Source organism: Pseudomonas sp. RHF3.3-3 (assembly GCF_048069595.1).
GTDB lineage: Bacteria > Pseudomonadota > Gammaproteobacteria > Pseudomonadales > Pseudomonadaceae > Aquipseudomonas > Aquipseudomonas fuscovaginae_B.
Map to the genome: position 1 here is coordinate 403559 of NZ_CP182250.1, position 17579 is coordinate 421137.

General features: G+C 65.8%; 11 protein-coding genes and 1 tRNA gene. 11 read left to right on the plus strand and 1 reads right to left on the minus strand.

All coding sequences use genetic code 11. From position 1 onward, the window contains the following. The first annotated feature begins 10 nt into the window (after nt 1-10). From ACMGT0_RS01790 to ACMGT0_RS01820, 7 genes are all read left to right on the plus strand, one after another. Entirely contained in the window at nt 11-646 is a 636-nt protein-coding gene (locus ACMGT0_RS01790) for a hypothetical protein (protein WP_054057377.1), read from the plus strand. A 252-nt stretch (nt 647-898) separates the two neighbouring features. After that, nucleotides 899-2410: a YdgA family protein gene (locus ACMGT0_RS01795; RefSeq protein WP_054057378.1), complete on the plus strand. Its 1512-nt coding sequence runs from the start codon at nt 899-901 to the stop codon at nt 2408-2410. Between the two features lie 189 nt (nt 2411-2599). After that, nucleotides 2600-5080: a poly-beta-1,6 N-acetyl-D-glucosamine export porin PgaA gene (gene pgaA, locus ACMGT0_RS01800; protein WP_416771252.1), complete on the plus strand. Its 2481-nt coding sequence runs from the start codon at nt 2600-2602 to the stop codon at nt 5078-5080. Between the two features lie 12 nt (nt 5081-5092). Further along, complete coding sequence (gene pgaB / locus ACMGT0_RS01805) at nt 5093-7090, plus strand: poly-beta-1,6-N-acetyl-D-glucosamine N-deacetylase PgaB (RefSeq protein WP_416771254.1); 1998 nt, start codon at nt 5093-5095, stop codon at nt 7088-7090. Nucleotides 7091-7094: 4 nt separating this feature from the next. Continuing rightward, nucleotides 7095-8444, plus strand: coding sequence for a poly-beta-1,6-N-acetyl-D-glucosamine synthase (pgaC, locus tag ACMGT0_RS01810; RefSeq protein WP_054061360.1), 1350 nt, complete (start codon nt 7095-7097; stop codon nt 8442-8444). Nucleotides 8445-8446: 2 nt separating this feature from the next. Beyond that, entirely contained in the window at nt 8447-8962 is a 516-nt protein-coding gene (gene pgaD, locus ACMGT0_RS01815) for a poly-beta-1,6-N-acetyl-D-glucosamine biosynthesis protein PgaD (protein ID WP_054061359.1), read from the plus strand. 71 nt (nt 8963-9033) lie between these two features. Further along, nucleotides 9034-14250 (plus strand): dermonecrotic toxin domain-containing protein, encoded by a 5217-nt coding sequence (locus ACMGT0_RS01820; RefSeq protein ID WP_416771257.1) that lies wholly within the window; start codon nt 9034-9036, stop codon nt 14248-14250. A gap of 71 nt (nt 14251-14321) precedes the next feature. Here ACMGT0_RS01820 and ACMGT0_RS01825 read toward each other — a convergent pair. Continuing rightward, nucleotides 14322-14398: transfer RNA gene (locus ACMGT0_RS01825), tRNA-Arg, on the minus strand. A 217-nt stretch (nt 14399-14615) separates the two neighbouring features. On the opposite strand from ACMGT0_RS01825, the gene ACMGT0_RS01830 reads away from it, so the two are divergent. The 4 genes from ACMGT0_RS01830 to gabD all read left to right on the plus strand — a co-directional run bounded on the left by ACMGT0_RS01830 (nt 14616) and on the right by gabD (nt 17493). Continuing rightward, nucleotides 14616-14843, plus strand: a complete 228-nt coding sequence (locus ACMGT0_RS01830) for a RebB family R body protein (RefSeq protein ID WP_054058204.1) — start codon at nt 14616-14618, stop codon at nt 14841-14843. Beyond that, complete coding sequence (locus ACMGT0_RS01835; protein ID WP_054058205.1) at nt 14840-15376, plus strand: hypothetical protein; 537 nt, start codon at nt 14840-14842, stop codon at nt 15374-15376. Before ACMGT0_RS01830 ends, ACMGT0_RS01835 begins: the two co-directional genes overlap by 4 nt. Nucleotides 15377-15422: 46 nt before the next feature. Then, nucleotides 15423-15740, plus strand: coding sequence for a RebB family R body protein (locus ACMGT0_RS01840; RefSeq protein WP_416771259.1), 318 nt, complete (start codon nt 15423-15425; stop codon nt 15738-15740). A 310-nt stretch (nt 15741-16050) separates the two neighbouring features. Further along, a complete protein-coding gene (gene gabD / locus ACMGT0_RS01845; protein ID WP_054058207.1) occupies nt 16051-17493 on the plus strand; it encodes an NADP-dependent succinate-semialdehyde dehydrogenase in 1443 nt (480 codons plus the stop codon). Nucleotides 17494-17579 lie beyond the last annotated feature (86 nt).

The window sequence follows — 17579 nt, forward strand, 5'->3', positions numbered from 1 at the left end:
GATTCTAATAATGAAAAACCCTTATGCTCCCGGTTTCTGGTGTGCGGTAGTCGCCCTGGTGCTGCTGTCGGCGGCGTACTTCTATGGCGTGATGCTCGCCCACCAGATCGACAAGGCGCTGGTGTTCCTCGACAGCGTCTGTGCCCTGATCGCCGTGATGTCCATCGTGGTAGTGGCCTGGGCCAGCTACCAGACCCAACAGATCAGGAAGCGACAGTTGTCGCAGAGCAAGACCCTGGTGCTGGTCTGGGACACCAAGGTTGCCCTGCGCCGGGTCGAAACCGTGTTCGACCGCTATTTCTGGGGCAGTTACTGGCAGCCCGGGCGGACTTTCCAGGAGGTCATGGGCGAGCTGACCGGCACGCCGCTGGAGAAAAGCCTGGAGACCCTCAAGAGCCAATGCCTGAAACTCGACCGGGAAGTGGCCCACGACGAGCGCCACTGGCTGAAAAACGCCCGCGAGCTGGCGGACGTGGCCAGCGCCATGGCCCGTGAGCGCTATCAGCTGGACGTCTGCGACCCGCGTAACGACTCGCCGGACGGGGTGGTGATCAACCGCGACTTCGAGGTGCTGGTGTATACCTGGACCGCCCGGCTGAAAACCTTCGATCACCAGTTGGACGAGATGGAACTGCAATACTCCTGAGTCTTCGCCCGTCCGTCACCGGGTCTTCGGCCCGGGGTTCATCCACCGTCGCCCGGCGTGTCCGCCGGGCGAGCGGTATCTTTGCGTGCATTTTGCTTTCTGCGTCACATGCCGAGGCGAGGTCGGCAGGTGCGTCCATCCTGGTGCAAATGCTACTCTGCGCGCTTTCGGGGCGCCGTCGAGCCGAACCCGGTCAAGGGTTCAGGGAAGACCAGCATTTTTCAACACAACGGATATCTGATCGGGTCATTCATGAATAAATCAGCAGGCTTGCTGTTGGGGGTTGTCGTCGTGGTGGGTGCCTTGAGCACCGCCGGTGCCTGGTACACCGGCAATCAGCTGGAAGGAGCGCTGAACAGCTCCATCCAGGAGGCCAACGCCCAACTCAAGACAGCCCTGAACAGCGGCGGGGCGAATGCGAGCATCGAACTGGTGTCGCTGGAGCGCAACCTGTTCACCAGCACCGCGCACTACCGGCTCAAGCTGCAGAACCTGCAACTGAGTGAAGAGAACCAGGACATCGAGCTGCTGTTCGTCGATCACATCGAGCACGGTCCGCTGCCATGGTCGCGCCTGAAGTCGTTCAAGCTGGCGCCGGTGATGTTCAACAGCAACTACGAGCTGGAGAAGAACGACCTGACCGCCAAATGGTTCGATGCCGCCAAGGGCGCCGCACCGCTCAAGGGTATGGTCGCGCTGGGCTACGACCGTTCGGTCGACGGCAACATCGAACTGATCCCGCTGGATTTCGCCCCGGACGACAAGAGCACGGTGAAGTTTTCCGGGCTCAACCTGAACGTGGCCGGCACCGCAAAGGGTGCGAAGATCAAGGCCAACGGCTACATGGACAGCGTGAAGATCACCGGCCAGTCCGAAGAGGACGGCCCGGTGTCGGTCGAACTCGGCGGTTTCACCGTGGCCAGCGACCTGACCCGCAGCGACTTCGGTTTCTACCTGGGCGGCAACACCCTGGAGCTGAGCAGTGCCAAGGTCACCTATGGTGAGCAACCGGTGGTGGTGACGGTCAAGGACTTCGAACAGAAAGACAACCTGGAGGCCAACGGCAACGTGCTGTCCGGTCGTCTGGACTACACCGTCGGCGACATCGGCTACAACGGCAAGTCGGTGGGCAGCGCGAAACTGAACCTGAGCGCGAAGAACCTGGATATCCCGGCGGTGCGTTCGCTGACCGAGATGTACCGGGCCGAACTGAAGGCCATGCAACAGGCCGCCACCCAGGGTGAAGACGCCCCGGCGGTGCCCGAGCTGAGCGCCGAGCAGCAGATCAAGGCCCAGGCCGACATCAGGAAACTGCTGGCCGGCAAGCCGCAGATCGCCGTGGAGAACCTGTCGTTCAAGACCGCCAATGGTGAAAGCCGCTTCAACCTGCAGGTGAATCTGGACAACCCGTCGTCCACGCAACTGCCGCCGCTGGAACTGGGCAAGCAACTGGTTTCGCAGCTGGACGCCAAGCTGTCGCTGTCCAAGCCGATGATCGCCGACCTGGCCGGCGTACAGGCGCTGCTCGAAGGCCAGACCGATCCCAAGCTGATCGCCCAGCAGGCGTCGATGACCAGTGAGATGGCCGGAACCATGGCGTTGTCCACCGAGATGGCGACCATCGAGGGCATGGATATCGTGTCCAAGCTGCACTATGCCGCAGGCCAGGTGGACTTCAACGGACAGAAAATGCCGGTGGAAGACTTCATTGCCCTGATCATGTCCAAGGCCGGTGGCCTGGGCGGCGCGGAAGCGGCCGAGTAACGTTTCGAACGCGGCATCGGCCGTCCTGGCCGATGCCCTTCCACTCTGGATCCTGCCCCCGTTTTTTTCGTCTACCCTTCCTGAAAGACAGCGGAACCATGGGTTCCGCCTGCTGTCATGAGGCCCCGTCCTGCCCGTCTGGAACAGGCGGGAGCATTGGACTCCGGCTGCCTTCGGGAATTGGACGATATGCCGCGTAATACCCTGTTCTGCCCAGGCGGCAGATTGCGCCCGTTGCTCGGTGTGGCGCTGTGCAGCCAACTGCTGTGGCCACTCGCCGCGCAGGCCGATACCTCCTACGATCAGCTGATCCGCCAGGCCCGTGACGGCAGTTATACGCCGGCACTGACGTTCCTGCGGCAACTGCCGGCGACCCGGCAATCGGCCGGGCAGGTCAGCGACCATCTGCAGATCGCCAGCTGGGCCGGGCTGGATGCCGAAGTGGTCAGCGTCTACGAAACCCAGGGCGTGCAGCGCGTCCTGCCCTCCCAGGCCCTGGGCGCCGTGGCCCGGGCCTATCGCAACCTGAAACGCTGGGACGATGCCGAGCGCCTGTATCGCCGGGCACTGGAGCGCGAACCGGGCAATATCGACCTGCAACTGGGGCTGGCGGTGACCGAGGCCGATGACGGCAATCCCCAGGACGCGATACGCCGCGCCCGCGAGCAGGTGGCACGGCGCCCCGGCGACCCGTCGGGCCACATGGCGCTGGGTTATGCACTGACCCGCTCGGGCGCCGACAGCGATGCCCTGTTCGAATACGACCAGGCCTTTGCCCGCGCTCCGGACAAGCCCCAGGTATTGCGCGAATACGTATTCGCCCTGCAACGGGCACGCCTGCCGGAGCCGGCCCTGCGCCTGGCCGAGCGGCATCCCGGGCTGCTCGACGCGGCCGCGACCCGTCGTCTCGAAGGCGAACTGGCCGCTGAGCGGGTGCGCCTGGCGGAACGGCCGAGCCGCACCGAGCGGGAGCGTTTTGAGGTGGCCGATCGGGCCCTGGCCGACTACGACCGGCTGTTTGCCACCTGGTCGGCGGACCCGCAGGCCCATGACGACCTGGTGCGCTGGCGCATCGACCGTCTGGGGGCGCTCAAGGCCCGTTCGCGTAATGCCGAGGTGCTGACCGAGCAGCAAAAGCTGCTCGATGACGGCGTGACGCTTCCGACCTACGCCCAGCGCTGGGTGGCGGCGGCCTACCTGGCGCTTCGGCAGCCGGAGAACGCGGCGCAACTGTACCGTCAGGAGCTGGCGTCACCCGATGCCGATCCGGCCGACCGGGTGGACGATACCTCGGCACTGGCCTACGCCCTGATCGAAAGCGATCGGCCGGAAGAGGCCCTTGAGGTCGCCGAAAACCTGGCCAGGACCACCCAGGCCCGCCTCGAGCTCAAGGGCCAGCCCATCGGCGTACCCAATGACGAGTGGATCGACGCCCAGCAACTGGCGGCGCAGATGGGCCAGCACAACGGCAACCTGCCCGCCAGCGAGCAGGGTCTGGAGGCCCTGGCGAGCAAGGCCCCGGGCAACGTCAGCGTGCGGGTCGCCCAGGCCGACACCTATCTGGCCCGTGGCTGGCCACGACGTGCCGAGGCCCTCAACAAGGAGACCGAAAGCGTACTGCCACGCAACCTGGGCCTCGAGCTGTCCCAGGCCAATACCGCCCTGGCGCTGCAGGAGTGGCGCCAGCTCGATGTGCTGACCGATGACGTCGTCGCGCGTTTCCCGGAGAACCAGCAGGTCCAGCGCCTGGCACGGCAGCGGGAGGTCCACGACATGGCCGAACTGCGGGTCGAGGGCTACACCGGCCGGAGTTTCGGGGGTGGCAGCAGTGGCGCCGGCGCGGTCACCGGCAGCCGCGACTATGGTATCGAGAGCGTGCTCTACAGCCCGCCGATCAACGAAGACTGGCGGCTGTTCGCCGGCGCCGGCTATGCCTTCGGCCGTTTCACCGAAGGTGATGCCCGGCGCCGCTGGCAGCGGCTGGGGGTGGAAAACCGCTCCCGCGACATGACCCTGCAGGCCGAGATCTCCAACCAGTCCTATGGCTATGGCAACAAGCTCGGCGCCCGGTTATCGGCCGCCTTCGACATCGACGATCACTGGCAGTACGGCGGCAGCCTCGAACGCCTGGCGGCGGCGACACCGCTGCGCGCCCTGAAGAACGACATCAGCGCCAATTCGGCCAGCGCCTTCCTGCGCTGGCGGGCCAATGAAAGCCGCGAATGGAAACTGGCGATCACCCCGTCGCATTTCAGCGACGGCAACCATCGCACCGAATACCTGCTCACCGGGCGCGAGGGCCTCTACAGCACCGCCCACGTGCAAGTGGACCTGGGCCTGGAAGTCGGCGCCAGCCACAACAGCAAGAACGAGGACGTGCCGTACTTCAATCCCAAGTCCGACTTCAGCGTGCTGCCGACGGTGAATATCAACCATGTGCTGTACCACCGTTACGAAACCCAGTGGAGCCAGCAGTTCCAGGTCGGTGCCGGCAGCTACAGCCAGCGCGATCATTCCACCGGTGCGATTGCCCTGCTGGGCTATGGCCAGCGGGTGATCTGGAACGATGTGCTGGAGGCCGGGGCCAACCTCAGCTGGATCAGCAGACCCTATGACGGTGAACGCGAGCGCGACGTGCGCCTGCTCCTGGACCTTACCTACCGCTTCTAGCCGAGGTGGATGATGCTTCTGATCACGCGTTGCGTCCTGTTGCTGGGAGCCTTGCTGGCCGGAGCCTGCGCGCAGGCTCCGGCCGAGTTCGTCGCGCCGGCGCAGCGGCCGGTGCCGGCCAACGAGGCGCCTTGGCCGAAAAACCACTTCCTGAGCCTGACCTACCACGATGTCCAGGACCGCGACCCCGACCAGGAAGTCGTCGCGGTGCGCACCGAACGGCTGGTCGACCAGTTGGCCTGGTTGCGCGAGAACGGCTACCGGCCCGTGAGCGTGGATCAGATCCTGGCGGCGCGCAACGGCGGCCCGGAGCTGCCGCCCAAGGCGGTGCTGCTGACCTTCGACGATGGCTACTCGAGCTTCTACACCCGGGTGATGCCGCTGCTGCGCAGCTATCATTGGCCGGCGGTGCTGGCGCCGGTCGGTGTGTGGATCGACACCCCGGCGGACAAACCGGTGGATTTCGCCGGCCAACTGCGCCCGCGCTCGCAGTTCCTGACCTGGGCCCAGATCCGCGAAGTGGCGGCTTCCGGGCTGGTGGAAATCGCCGCCCACACCAATGCCAGCCACCAGGGCGTGCTTGCCAACCCCCAGGGCAACCTGCAACCGGCGGCGGCGACCCGCCGCTACGACGCCAAGACCGGCCGCTATGAAAGCGAGGCCGAGTTCCAGGCGCGCCTGCGGGCCGACGTGCAGGCGATCTCGGCGAAGATCCGCGCGGCCACCGGGTACTCGCCACGGGTCTGGGTCTGGCCCTACGGCGTCGCCGATGGCACGGCGCTGAAGGTGATCGAAAGCCAGGGTTACCAGGTCGCCCTGACCCTGGATGACGGTATCGACAGCCTCGATCAACTGTTGAACAGCCCGCGCCTGCTGGTGTCTTCCGACCCGGATCTGGTGCACTTCGCCAGCAGCGTCGTGGCGATGCAGGACCACGTGCCGATGCGGGTGGTACATGTCGACCTGGACAATGTCTACGACCCGGATCCGGGCCAGCAGGAGGCCAACCTCGGCCGGCTGGTGCAGCGCATCGCCGACCTGGGCGCCAGCACCGTGTTCCTGCAGGCCTTCGCCGACCCGACGGGCGACGGCCTGGCCCGCTCACTGTACTTCCCCAACCGGCACCTGCCGGTGCGTGCCGACCTGTTCGACCGGGTCGCCTGGCAGTTGCGCACCCGCGCCCATGTCCAGGTGTTCGCCTGGATGCCGGTGCTCAGCTTCGCCCTGGATGAAAAGCTGCCGCGGGTCAGCCGCTGGGACCCGGCCACCGGGCAGGTTGCGGTCGATCCACAACAGTATCGGCGCCTGTCGCCGTTCGACCCCGAGGTACGCCGGGTGGTCGGCGAGATCTACGAGGACCTGGCCCGGCTGACCTCGGTCGACGGCATCCTCTATCACGACGATGCCGTGCTGTCCGACTTCGAGGATGCCAGCCCGCAGGCGCTGCGGACCTACGCCGCCGCCGGTCTGCCGGGCAGTATCGGTGCCTTGCGCGACGATCCGGCCACGTTGCAACGCTGGGCGCGTTTCAAGAGCCGCTACCTGATCGACTTCACCCATGAGCTGACCGCCAAGGTCCGGGCCATTCGCGGGCCGCAGGTGCAGACCGCGCGCAACCTGTTCGCCGAACCGGTACTGAACCCGCAGAGCGAGGCCTGGTTCGCGCAGAATCTCGATGACTTTCTCGCCAACTACGACTGGACCGCGCCGATGGCCATGCCGTTGATGGAAGGGCAGAGCGAGCGGCACGCGGCCGACTGGCTGCAGGCGCTGGTCGACAAGGTCGGGCAGCGCCCCGGTGCCCTCAAGCGCACGGTGTTCGAACTGCAGGCGCGGGACTGGCGCAGCCAGCCGGCGCAGGATCTGGACGGCGAACAGTTGGTGCAATGGATGGGCCAGCTCAAGCGCAAGGGCGCCACCAGCTTCGGCTACTACCCGGACAACTTCCTCGATGGCCGCCCAGCCGTGCAGGTGGTGCGTCCGGCACTTTCCAACAAGTGGAATCCTTAAGATCATGATGGATCGAATCGTGGCACTGATCGTCCTGGCGCTCGTCCTCGGTTTTCCCCTGGGCGTGATTTTCCTGGTCACCGGGCAATTCCTGATGGACTTCGTGTTCTTCTACCCGTTGTTCATGTCGGGCCTGTGGATGGCCGGCGGCCTGTACTTCTGGCTGCACTGGGAGCGGCACTGGCCCTGGGAGGCCGATACCCTGCCGCCGCCGTTGCCGGGCGAGCCGCTGATCTCGATCCTGATCCCCTGCTTCAACGAGGGCGACAATGTTGCCGAGACCATCGACGCGGCACTGGCCCAGCATTACCCGAACATCGAAGTGATCGCCATCAACGACGGTTCCAGCGACAACACCGGGCAGATGCTCGACGAGCTGGCGCTGCAGGACCCGCGCCTGCGGGTCATTCACCTGGCTCAGAACCAGGGCAAGGCGGTGGCCCTGAGCATGGGCGCGGTGGCGGCTCGCAGCGAGTACCTGGTGTGCATCGATGGCGACGCGCTGCTGGCGCCGCATACCGCCGCCTACCTGGTTGCACCGTTGCTGCAGAACCCGCGGCTGGGCGCGGTCACCGGCAACCCGCGGATCCGCACCCGCTCGACCCTGGTCGGGCGGGTCCAGGTCGGCGAGTTCTCCTCGATCATCGGCCTGATCAAGCGCACCCAACGGGTGTTCGGGCGGATCTTCACGGTCTCCGGGGTGGTCTGCGCCTTCCGCCGCACGGCGCTCGACCGGGTGGGCTACTGGAGCCCGGACATGATCACCGAGGACATCGACATCAGCTGGAAGCTGCAGCTCGATCACTGGAGCGTGTTCTACGAGCCTCGGGCGCTGTGCTGGATCCTCATGCCGGAAACCCTGCGCGGGCTGTGGAAGCAGCGGCTGCGCTGGGCCCGGGGCGGGGCGGAAGTGCTGTTCAAGAACGTGCGCGGCATCTGGCACTGGCGCCATCGCTACCTGTGGCCACTGCTGTTCGAGTACTGCCTGTCCACCGGCTGGGCGTTCACCTTCGTGCTGTCGATCATCTTCTACTGCCTGGGCCTGTTCATCGAACTGCCGGAGGCGATCAACGTGCAGCGCATCCTGCCCCCGGCCTTTACCGGGTTGCTGCTGGCGGTGGTCTGCCTGGGGCAGTTCGCGGTCAGTGTGCTGATCGACCGCCGCTATGAACGGGACCTGTGGAAGATCATGTTCTGGGTGATCTGGTACCCCCTGGTGTTCTGGCTCATCAGCCTGTTCACCACCCTGGTCAGCTTTCCCCGGGTGCTGTTCGGCCAGGCCGGCAGGCGGGCCCGCTGGGTCAGCCCGGACCGGGGCATCAAGCCGTTCGATGGCGACAAGCAGAAGGTGTGAGCATGAAAATCATCAAGACCCGCCAGCATCCCCTGATGGTGCTCATCGATACGCTGGTCACCCTGTTGGCCTGGGCCGGCCTCCTGTATCTGCTGGTCGAGGGGCTGTGGCCGATGTTCGACGGCCACGCCGGCCCGCGCATCGACATTTCGTTCTTCAAGGCTCTCGACACCCTGCAGATCTACCTGTGGGTGGCCTTGCTGAATGCGCTGGTGCTGATCGCCTGGGCCCGTTATCAGCAGCGCAAGAGCCGTGGCTTTGCGCAACGGCGCCTGGCCCCGCCGGTGGTCGGCGACGACGGGCTGAGCCGCAGCTTCCGGTTGAGCGAGGACAAGTTCGCGCGGATGCGCGAGTCCGGCTCGATGATCGTGCACAACGACGAGGACGGCGGGGTGCGCGAGGTGATCACCCATCTGTATCGGGTCGAGCCGGGCGAGCAGCCTTCGCCCCTGGCGCCGCCGGCGCATCCGCATGTGATCCGCCTGCCGTCGGAGGGGGATGGCAAGCCGCAGGGCTAATTATCTAACGCCTGGACCTGGCAACTGGCGCCTTAGGCTTTGCCTTTTTTCATGGAAAAGAGGGAAAGCTCATGGAGAGCCTCCAGCAGGACCCGGCCAGCACGGCTCGGGCGGCGGTGTTGCCGGTGCCCGACAACCTGCTGCTCAAGCGTTTCGAAGAGCGACTGTTCAAGCACCTGGCCGCTTCGCGGCATCCCAGCCTGTCGCTCAATCGGCTCCAGGCGGCATTGACGCGCGGTCTCGATAGCCAACGCGAACTCGGGCGACTGCTGGAGCGGGCACCGCAGATCGATGTCGTGCTCGGGCAACTGCTGCGCGAAGCCTTTGGGCATGATCCGCAGCGCCTGCTGTTCAGCGCTCCTGCGGGCCGGGAAAGTGGGCAGACGGAACGCAGCCTGATACAACTCGCCCTGTCGATGTTGCGCAATCCATTCCTCTCCCTGCAAACGGGAACGCGGCTGACACTGGCTGGCGAGCCGGACAGCCCGTTGGCACTGACACCCGATCAGATCCTGGCACGCCTCCAGGCCTTGGGGCTGGCCTCCAGCATCGCCGCCAGTCTGCTCCACTACTGGCAGCAGCCGGCGCAGGGCAGCCACGTTTCCCGCCGGGAGCGGCTGGTCGAGCTGCACAAGCGGCTGTTTCACGACAAGGTGTTGCTTGCCCATGGCCTTGGCGTGCTGTCCCCGGCGGCAACGGCAATGCTGATGGGCCTGCTGGACACACCGTCGGCCCAGGCCCGGGCACTTGCCGGCGGGCGTTGGGCCAAACTGGCGGTGTCGGAACTGGTCTGGCCGGGTGTCGGCCAGGTTGCCCCCAGGCTCAGTGGCGCCCTGCACCTGTGGAGTTCGGGCAGCGAGCTGTCCGGTCGACAGATCGTCTACGTACCGGGGGTGGCCGAGGAGTTCTTCGAGTTCACCAACCTGGCCGAACTGCAGCGCGAACTGCCAACGCACCTCAATGCGCCGGGCAACTATTCAGCCTGGCAACTGCTGCCGCTGCAGGAACGTCACCAGCTGTTTGCCCCGGCGGATCCTACCGCCCTGCCTTATGGTTTCCTGGAATGTGCGCCACTGGCCGACGATGCCCTGGCCCACAGCGCCCTGGCCCGACTGGAAACGCAACTGGCCAGCGAGTGGGCCGCTGCGTTGCAGCTCAATACGGCCCGCCTGTTGCCGCAGTTGTCGACCGACAGCGCAGGCCTGGAACCCTTGCAGGCCATAGAGGCCATGCAGCAGACCCGTGGCGCGTTGGCCCACCTGCCGGCGATTCGCCCGCTGCTCGCACGCCTGCTGCGCAGTGATGAACGGCACGGGATGCTGGCGATCACCTTTGGCAGCCTGGCCGCCGACATTCCCCTGCGTCTGCGGCAAGGCAAGGTTCGCGAACAGGAGCGCGGCCTGCTCAAGCTGTTCGAGCAACATGCAGGCTCGCAGCCCAAGGCGTTACTGGACGATCATGAGCCGTGGCTGCGGCAGGTGGCCCGTGTCCGTGAACTGCTGCGGGACCGTGACAGTTATGCCCGGCCAGCATTCTGGAGCGGCAAGGACGAGCAGGGTGTCGAGCTGACCGACAGGCTGCTCGATGGTCACTGCCAGGCCCTGTTGCATGAGGCGCGGATGCAACGGCAGCTCGGGCTGATCGAGCAACCTGAGCTGGAGCGTCTGCTCGATGTCCTTCCGGCTGCGTCGCGAACGGCGCTCGATACCCAGGTGGCAGGCATTGCGGTGGGACCTGAGGATTCGTCCTGGGCGCTGACCGGGGCCTGCATCGTCACCACCCGTCAGGCCCTGGCGGATCCGCAACTGAACACCGCGACATGGCTGTTCGTGCCAGGCCGGCTGGGTGGCCTGGCCGTGTTCGTCAGCCTCGAAAGCCTGTCGCAGCAACTGGGCCTGACCCTGCTCGACCCTGAATGTGAGACCCTTTGGCCGCTGGTTGCCCGGGACCGGCGCGGTGCGCTACGCGACTGGCTGCGTCAGTTGGCTCCAGGGGCGCGGGTGCCCGTGCATTACCGGGTCATCGCCGCGGATGCCGTGCGGCACGGGCTGCGACAGCAGATCCGCGAGCACCTGCGGCTCTGCCAGGCGATCGAAGGCGGGCTGCGACCCTTCTCGGAAATCGGCGATGCGCGCAGCTCGTTGCAGATGCTCGCCCATGAGTTGGAGCAGAGCCTGAATGTCCCGGAGCATGACGCCCGTGAGCAGGCGCTGGAGAACATCGCCGCCCTGCAACTGACGGCGGCCCAGGCCCGTGAGCTGCCCGCCTGGCTGGCGCAGGCGACGTTCGGCAGGCGCCAGCAGTACGCTCGCCTGCTGAGGTCCTGTCAACTGAGCGCGCAGGCCCTGACCCGGCGCCTGGAACAGCGTCTGCCGGACCTGGATGACTTCGCCCGCGGGAAGCTCATCGAGCGGCTCAGGCAGGACGGCCTTCATCCGGGCTTGGAGATCGACAAGCCGTTGTTCGACCTGCCCGACAGCGTCGAGCGGGTGTGGGTTGGGCATCCCGAGAATCCGGTCGGAGGGGCCGGCCCGAAGACGGTGGTCAGCGAGCAACGGCACCGCTACAGTTTCCTGCAACTGGCCCTGGAGAACCTCGACCCGCAAGCGCCCGGCACCCGACTGCGGCTGCAGCAGGGGCGGATCCTGGACTCCGCGTGGCAGCAGCGCCTGACGCCGGACTACCTGATCTCGACCATCTCCGCCCTGGACCTGGGCGGGCAGTACGATACATTGATCCAGCAGGCTTTCTACGGTGTCGACGACCCCCGCAGCGAAGCGGTGCCGGCCTTTGAGCGGGCACTGTTGGATCGTCTGGTTCGCCAGCGGGCTCGCCTGGAACTGTTCAGCGCGCGACAACAGGGGCTCGGTGAGCAGGCCGCGCGGCTGTTCGAACAGGCCCTGAACGACACACCTGTCGCGAACCCGCGCCACGACGCTCCGGCACCGGAGTTGTACTTCATCACCTTCGCCGGCCGGGCCTTCGCCAAGGCCCGGCATGTCGGCAATGCCGTGGCGATCCGCGACAGGGTGTCCGGCATGACCGTGGTCTACCTGCCGGGGGCGCCCCATGCCCAGGTGCTGACCGAGTACCCGGATCTGCTGGCGGCGCAGCGGGCGCTGGTCGACGGTGGGCAGGCGTTGCAACGGGCTGGGGATATCGCCCAGCGCCTGGCGGCGGGCTGGGCGGCAGAGGTCATCGCGCAGTACCCCGCCGAGCGGACGCCTGCCATGGCCTGCCCGGACGCTGGCCTGGCGCCGGCGACGACCGCTGCGCTGGCCGAGCCGCTGTTGACGGCCAGACCTGGCTGGCTGTTCAAGGTCATCCGGAGCTGGTGGAACAGCGAGGTGGAGCAGCCTTTTCCGGGGCCCGAGGCGCTCAGGCAGGAAGTCCTGCGCGAGATCGGGCAGAACCCCGGGCATTGGCTGCGCCTGGAGAAGACCCCGCGTTCGGACCTGGCGCTGATCCTCGCCCACGCCCTTGTGCTGCAGGCGCAGCAGCGCGCCAGGGTGGTCTCGAACTCCAGCTGGCAACTGGCGCAGCAGCGTGAGGTGCATGAACACGAGCAGCGCACGGCGTACTGGCTGAGGGTATTGTCGGTGGTGCCGATCGCCAGCATCGCCGTCGACGTCCACGATAGTGCCGCGGCCTTGCGCCGGTTCTCCCGCAGTGGTGATCCGCGCGATGCGTTCGAGCTGTTCAAGGCGGTGCACATGACCCTCATCGATGTCGCCCCGATCGTCTATCCGCTGGCGGCAGGCGTCCGGCCAGCACGGGCCGCCCTGGGCAACTGGGCACGGGCGGCGCTGAGAAGCATCGGTCGGCGCCGCACGTTATATGGCAAGGGCGCAGCCGCGCTGAAAAGGCTCGATGCGGGCAGCCGTCCCGCACCGCCACTGCCGGGCTATGCGGCGAACATCGCCGGGGATGATGGGGTACGCCTGCACGGCCCGACCAACGCCGGCAGCCAGGTGAAAAACGGCGTGCAGTTCATCAGCGACGGCGTGCATCGCTATGAGGTCTACCGGCCCAAGGGCGAGCAGGTCCTGCGCCTGAAGCGGACGGCCGCACAGCCGAACGAGTTGATCCTGTACATCCGCGAGTCGGGTGAGCACCTGTTGCGTGCCGACGCCCCCGAACCGCAGCCGGGGCCCAGTCGCAGCCCTTTCCACCGGCCCTGGGAAACGAGGCCGAGCCCCGCGCCGGCACCTGCTCCGATGTTGCGACCGGAGTGGATGAGCCGCCGTCCGGCCGTGTCATCCACGCACTGGAGGAACTGGGGCCTGGCACTGGCCGAGGACGAAGTCGTGGAGCTGCCGACAGGCCAGGACCTGTACCGACGGCGGGGCAGCGATGCCCGCCTGTTGAAGCTCGACGATCGTTATTTCGAACTGCTGGCCGATGGCTCGGACATCGAGCCCGAGATCGTTTTCATCAGGCGTCCTGGCCCGTTGGCCGATCTGGCGCTGAGCGAATTCGAGCATTGGTGGTCCCACCTGGACCAGCAGCCGATCCCGGTGAGTTTCGACCCACGAACCGGCATCTGGACGCCACGCGCGCCCTTGTTCGACGCTCCCGGACGAGAGCTGCTCGAACCCCTCACCAGGCGCATGACCGCGGACAGCCGGGCCCGTACGCTCAATCGACTGATCGAGCGTTCCGACACCGGCGGCGGCACGGCAGTCACTGCCAGCCGCATGGTGGCGCTCAAGCGCACGCTGGAGACCTGGGGTACCCGGGGGGTGGACCTGCATGTGCTGTTCAGGGAGCTGGACGGCCGAACTGCCCGACGGCTCTTTCGTATCGGTCTGCCGGAGGGGGAGGCGGGCTTTTCCCGACTGGACTTCGAGCCTTCCCACGTCATCAACCCGCGCTTTTTCGATGTCGAGGGACGGCACCGGGTCATGGACCTGTCCCTGCACGCCGAGCGCGCCGTCAAAGACGTCCTCCTGCGCCATGGTTTCGTGGTCAACGAGGTACCCAAGGGCCGCTCCTTCATCTCGGTCAACCTGGAGTGCACCCACCCGGGTTCCGAGCACCGTTACCTGCTCCTGCTCAAGTGGACCGGTACCGATGCCCTGGAGCTGTTCCGTTCCCGGGGGGCACCGCTGCAACTGACGGATGACTGGCTGCGCCGGCTGGTCGATACCCGTTCGATCGGCTACAGCGAGAGGCTGCGACCGGCCAGGGAGGCGCTGGAGCAGGGGCGGCTGGTGAAGCTGGTCGCCGGTTTGCAGCGGGTGCCGGATTCGCAGCGGATCGTGGTGTTCTTCATTCGAGTCGCCTAGATGGCTGAGCGCTGTCGGTACCCTGAAAACAAAAATGCCCCGGATCGACGATCCAGGGCATTTTCGAAAGATGGCGCACTCGGCGGGATTCGAACCCACGACCCCTGCCTTCGGAGGGCAGTACTCTATCCAGCTGAGCTACGAGTGCTTGTGCGGGCGCCATCATACCTATCTCGGCCTTGGGCGTCCACGGTGGTTTTCAGCCGTCGACCTTATCCTGTCCCGGCGGCTCATTTTCCTGCACGCCAGTGGCACGGATTCCCCGGCAGGGCGCTTTCTGGCGCTTTGGCGCAACTGATCTATCGTTCTCCTGCTACGGGTTCGCCGAGCGTTTTCCTCGTTGTCGCCACTTCCAGGAGAGAGGCATGTCCACCGTCAACCCGCAAATCACCGACGCGGTCACCCAGTCGAACGTCCAGGTCGTCGGTAGCGCGCCCGCCACGGCGATCGCTTCGCTCTGCCAGGTCAGCAGCCACGCGGTCAGCCTGGCCCTGCAGAATGCGGTCAGCCAACAGCAGGCGCTGAACATCATCGGCAATGCCACGGTGGCGTCCGCCGTGCAGCAGATTCTCGCGGTAGGAGGGCGCTCATGAGCAGCGAGGACCAGGCTGGCGCCCAGCAACACTCGGCGCAGGATCCGGCGGCAACGGCATCGGCGCTGTTGGGAGAACTCAACGAACAGTTGCTCAAGCAGGCCGCCGCCGGCATCGGCAACGAGGCCCTGAACCGGCAGATCGTCGAGGCGGTGAACCTGATCAATGCCCAGTTGACGGCCCAGGTGCCGGCGCTGTCGGCACTGGGACCGGAGTTGCTGACCCGCCAGGCCAGCGGCCTGGTCGCGCAGTCGGCGGCCAGCTACTTCGACGGGGTCACCAAGCTGGCCCTGGCTTCCCAGGGGGTATTGCTAAGGCAGATGACCGAGAGCATTCTCAAGGATGATCTCGATGCGGCCAACGAAAGCGCCCTGGGCGCGCTCAACACTCACCTGCTGGTCAGTGGCGCCGCCGCAGTGGCCGCGGCCACCGGGGTACTGGACGCCGAGGCGGTGACCGGGGCGATCGAGCGCATCGACCAGAGCATTGCCCGCTTCAGCGCGCATCTTTGCGAACGCACGTCTTCCGAGTGAACGACATTCGCAACAGGCCCTATCGTCCAGCACAAGGAGTCAGATCATGACCGAAGTGAACCCGCAGATCACGGATGCCGTCACCCAGTCGAACGTCCAGACCGTGGCCGAAGCACCCGCCATGGCCCTGGGCAGCCTCTACCAGTCCATGGCCCATTCCACCGGCATCCTGTTCGAGAATGCGGTGAGTACCCAGCAACAGCAGAACACCCTGGCCCAGGCGGCCGCCACCCAGGGTGTGATGCAGATCTACAGCCTGGACACGACCGCGGCCGCCGGTGCCAACGAGAAAATCGCGCAGGCCGGGGTTTCCGACAATCTCACCAGCCTGCTGACCGTGCTGAAATCCTTCCAGTCCAAGTGATTGTCTGGCGGGCCCCGTGCTGCCAGGCGCAGCGCCGGGCCCAAGATGACGTTGATCAGAAAAATCCCCGCCGGTGGTCTATTCTCGTTCTTTTTTTCGAACAGACTATTGTCCTTTGACCCCATTGCTCCTAGGATTCGTTTGAGATTTCAAACGCTCCTGTCTGGGTGCTGAACCGCACATCGATCGCATGTGCGCTATTTATGTGCTTCGGCCCGGTGAATGAATTTCCTGACGGCAGCCCCCAAGGCGCCTTTCTACAATCGATAATTCGCTCCGCGCGTGCGCGGTGCTGTTAAGGAAAGCCTACATGCAGCTCAAAGATACCCAGTTGTTCCGCCAGCAAGCCTTCATCAACGGGGCATGGGCCGACGCGGACAATGGTCAGACGATCAAGGTCAACAACCCGGCCACGGGCGAAATCCTGGGTACCGTGCCGAAGATGGGCGCCGCCGAAACCCGCCGTGCCATCGAGGCTGCCGACAAGGCCCTGCCGGCCTGGCGTGCCCTGACCGCCAAGGAGCGTTCCAACAAGCTGCGCCGCTGGTTCGAACTGATGATCGAGAACCAGGACGACCTGGCCCGCCTGATGACCCTCGAACAGGGCAAGCCGCTGGCCGAAGCCAAGGGCGAAATCGCCTACGCCGCCTCCTTCATCGAGTGGTTCGCCGAAGAAGCCAAGCGCGTCTATGGTGACGTGATCCCCGGCCACCAGCCGGACAAGCGCCTGATCGTGATCAAGCAGCCGATCGGCGTCACCGCCGCGATCACCCCGTGGAACTTCCCGGCCGCGATGATCACCCGCAAGGCCGGCCCGGCCCTGGCCGCCGGTTGCACCATGGTGCTCAAGCCCGCATCGCAGACCCCGTTCTCGGCCCTGGCCCTGGCTGAGCTGGCCCAGCGCGCCGGCATCCCGCAAGGCGTGTTCAGCGTGGTCACCGGCAGCGCCGGCGAAGTCGGCGGCGAACTGACCGGCAACCCGATCGTGCGCAAGCTGTCCTTCACCGGTTCGACCGAAATCGGTCGCCAGCTGATGGCCGAATGTGCCCAGGACATCAAGAAGGTGTCCCTGGAACTGGGCGGCAACGCGCCCTTCATCGTGTTCGACGACGCCGACCTGGACAAGGCGGTCGAGGGCGCGATCATCTCCAAGTACCGCAACAACGGCCAGACCTGCGTCTGCGCCAACCGCCTGTACGTGCAGGAAGGTGTCTACGATGCCTTCGCCGAGAAACTGAAGGCGGCGGTGGCCAAGCTGAAGATCGGCAACGGCCTGGAAGAAGGCACCACCACCGGTCCGCTGATCGACGAGAAGGCCGTGGCCAAGGTCAAGGAGCACATCGCCGACGCCTTGAGCAAAGGTGCTACCGTGCTGACCGGCGGCAACGCGATGGAAGGCAACTTCTTCGAGCCGACCGTGCTGGTCAACGTGCCGAACAACGCCGCCGTGGCCAAGGAAGAAACCTTCGGTCCGCTGGCACCGCTGTTCCGCTTCAAGGACGAGGCCGACGTCATCGCGATGTCCAACGACACCGAGTTCGGCCTGGCTTCCTACTTCTACGCCCGTGACCTGGGCCGTGTGTTCCGCGTGGCCGAGGCACTGGAGTACGGCATGGTCGGCGTCAACACCGGGCTGATCTCCAACGAAGTCGCGCCGTTCGGCGGTATCAAGGCCTCGGGCCTGGGCCGCGAAGGTTCCAAGTACGGCATCGAAGACTACCTGGAAATCAAATACCTCTGCCTGGGCGTCTAACCCGGTCGGATGCTTCGGCGACAGGGGCACGAGAGCGCTGCTCCTGTCGCGTTTCAAACGTCACTTCAATGTGGCCGGAACCCTGT

Excerpts from the sequence above, each read along its gene's own strand:
- ACMGT0_RS01790 (WP_054057377.1), top strand. The coding sequence starts at position 11 with ATGAAAAACCCTTATGCTCCCGGTTTCTGGTGTGCGGTAGTCGCCCTG.
- ACMGT0_RS01835 (WP_054058205.1), top strand. The coding sequence starts at position 14,840 with ATGAGCAGCGAGGACCAGGCTGGCGCCCAGCAACACTCGGCGCAGGAT.
- pgaA (WP_416771252.1), top strand. The coding sequence starts at position 2,600 with ATGCCGCGTAATACCCTGTTCTGCCCAGGCGGCAGATTGCGCCCGTTG.
- ACMGT0_RS01795 (WP_054057378.1), top strand. The coding sequence starts at position 899 with ATGAATAAATCAGCAGGCTTGCTGTTGGGGGTTGTCGTCGTGGTGGGT.
- pgaC (WP_054061360.1), top strand. The coding sequence starts at position 7,095 with ATGATGGATCGAATCGTGGCACTGATCGTCCTGGCGCTCGTCCTCGGT.
- ACMGT0_RS01840 (WP_416771259.1), top strand. The coding sequence starts at position 15,423 with ATGACCGAAGTGAACCCGCAGATCACGGATGCCGTCACCCAGTCGAAC.
- pgaB (WP_416771254.1), top strand. The coding sequence starts at position 5,093 with ATGCTTCTGATCACGCGTTGCGTCCTGTTGCTGGGAGCCTTGCTGGCC.
- pgaD (WP_054061359.1), top strand. The coding sequence starts at position 8,447 with ATGAAAATCATCAAGACCCGCCAGCATCCCCTGATGGTGCTCATCGAT.
- ACMGT0_RS01830 (WP_054058204.1), top strand. The coding sequence starts at position 14,616 with ATGTCCACCGTCAACCCGCAAATCACCGACGCGGTCACCCAGTCGAAC.
- gabD (WP_054058207.1), top strand. The coding sequence starts at position 16,051 with ATGCAGCTCAAAGATACCCAGTTGTTCCGCCAGCAAGCCTTCATCAAC.
- ACMGT0_RS01820 (WP_416771257.1), top strand. The coding sequence starts at position 9,034 with ATGGAGAGCCTCCAGCAGGACCCGGCCAGCACGGCTCGGGCGGCGGTG.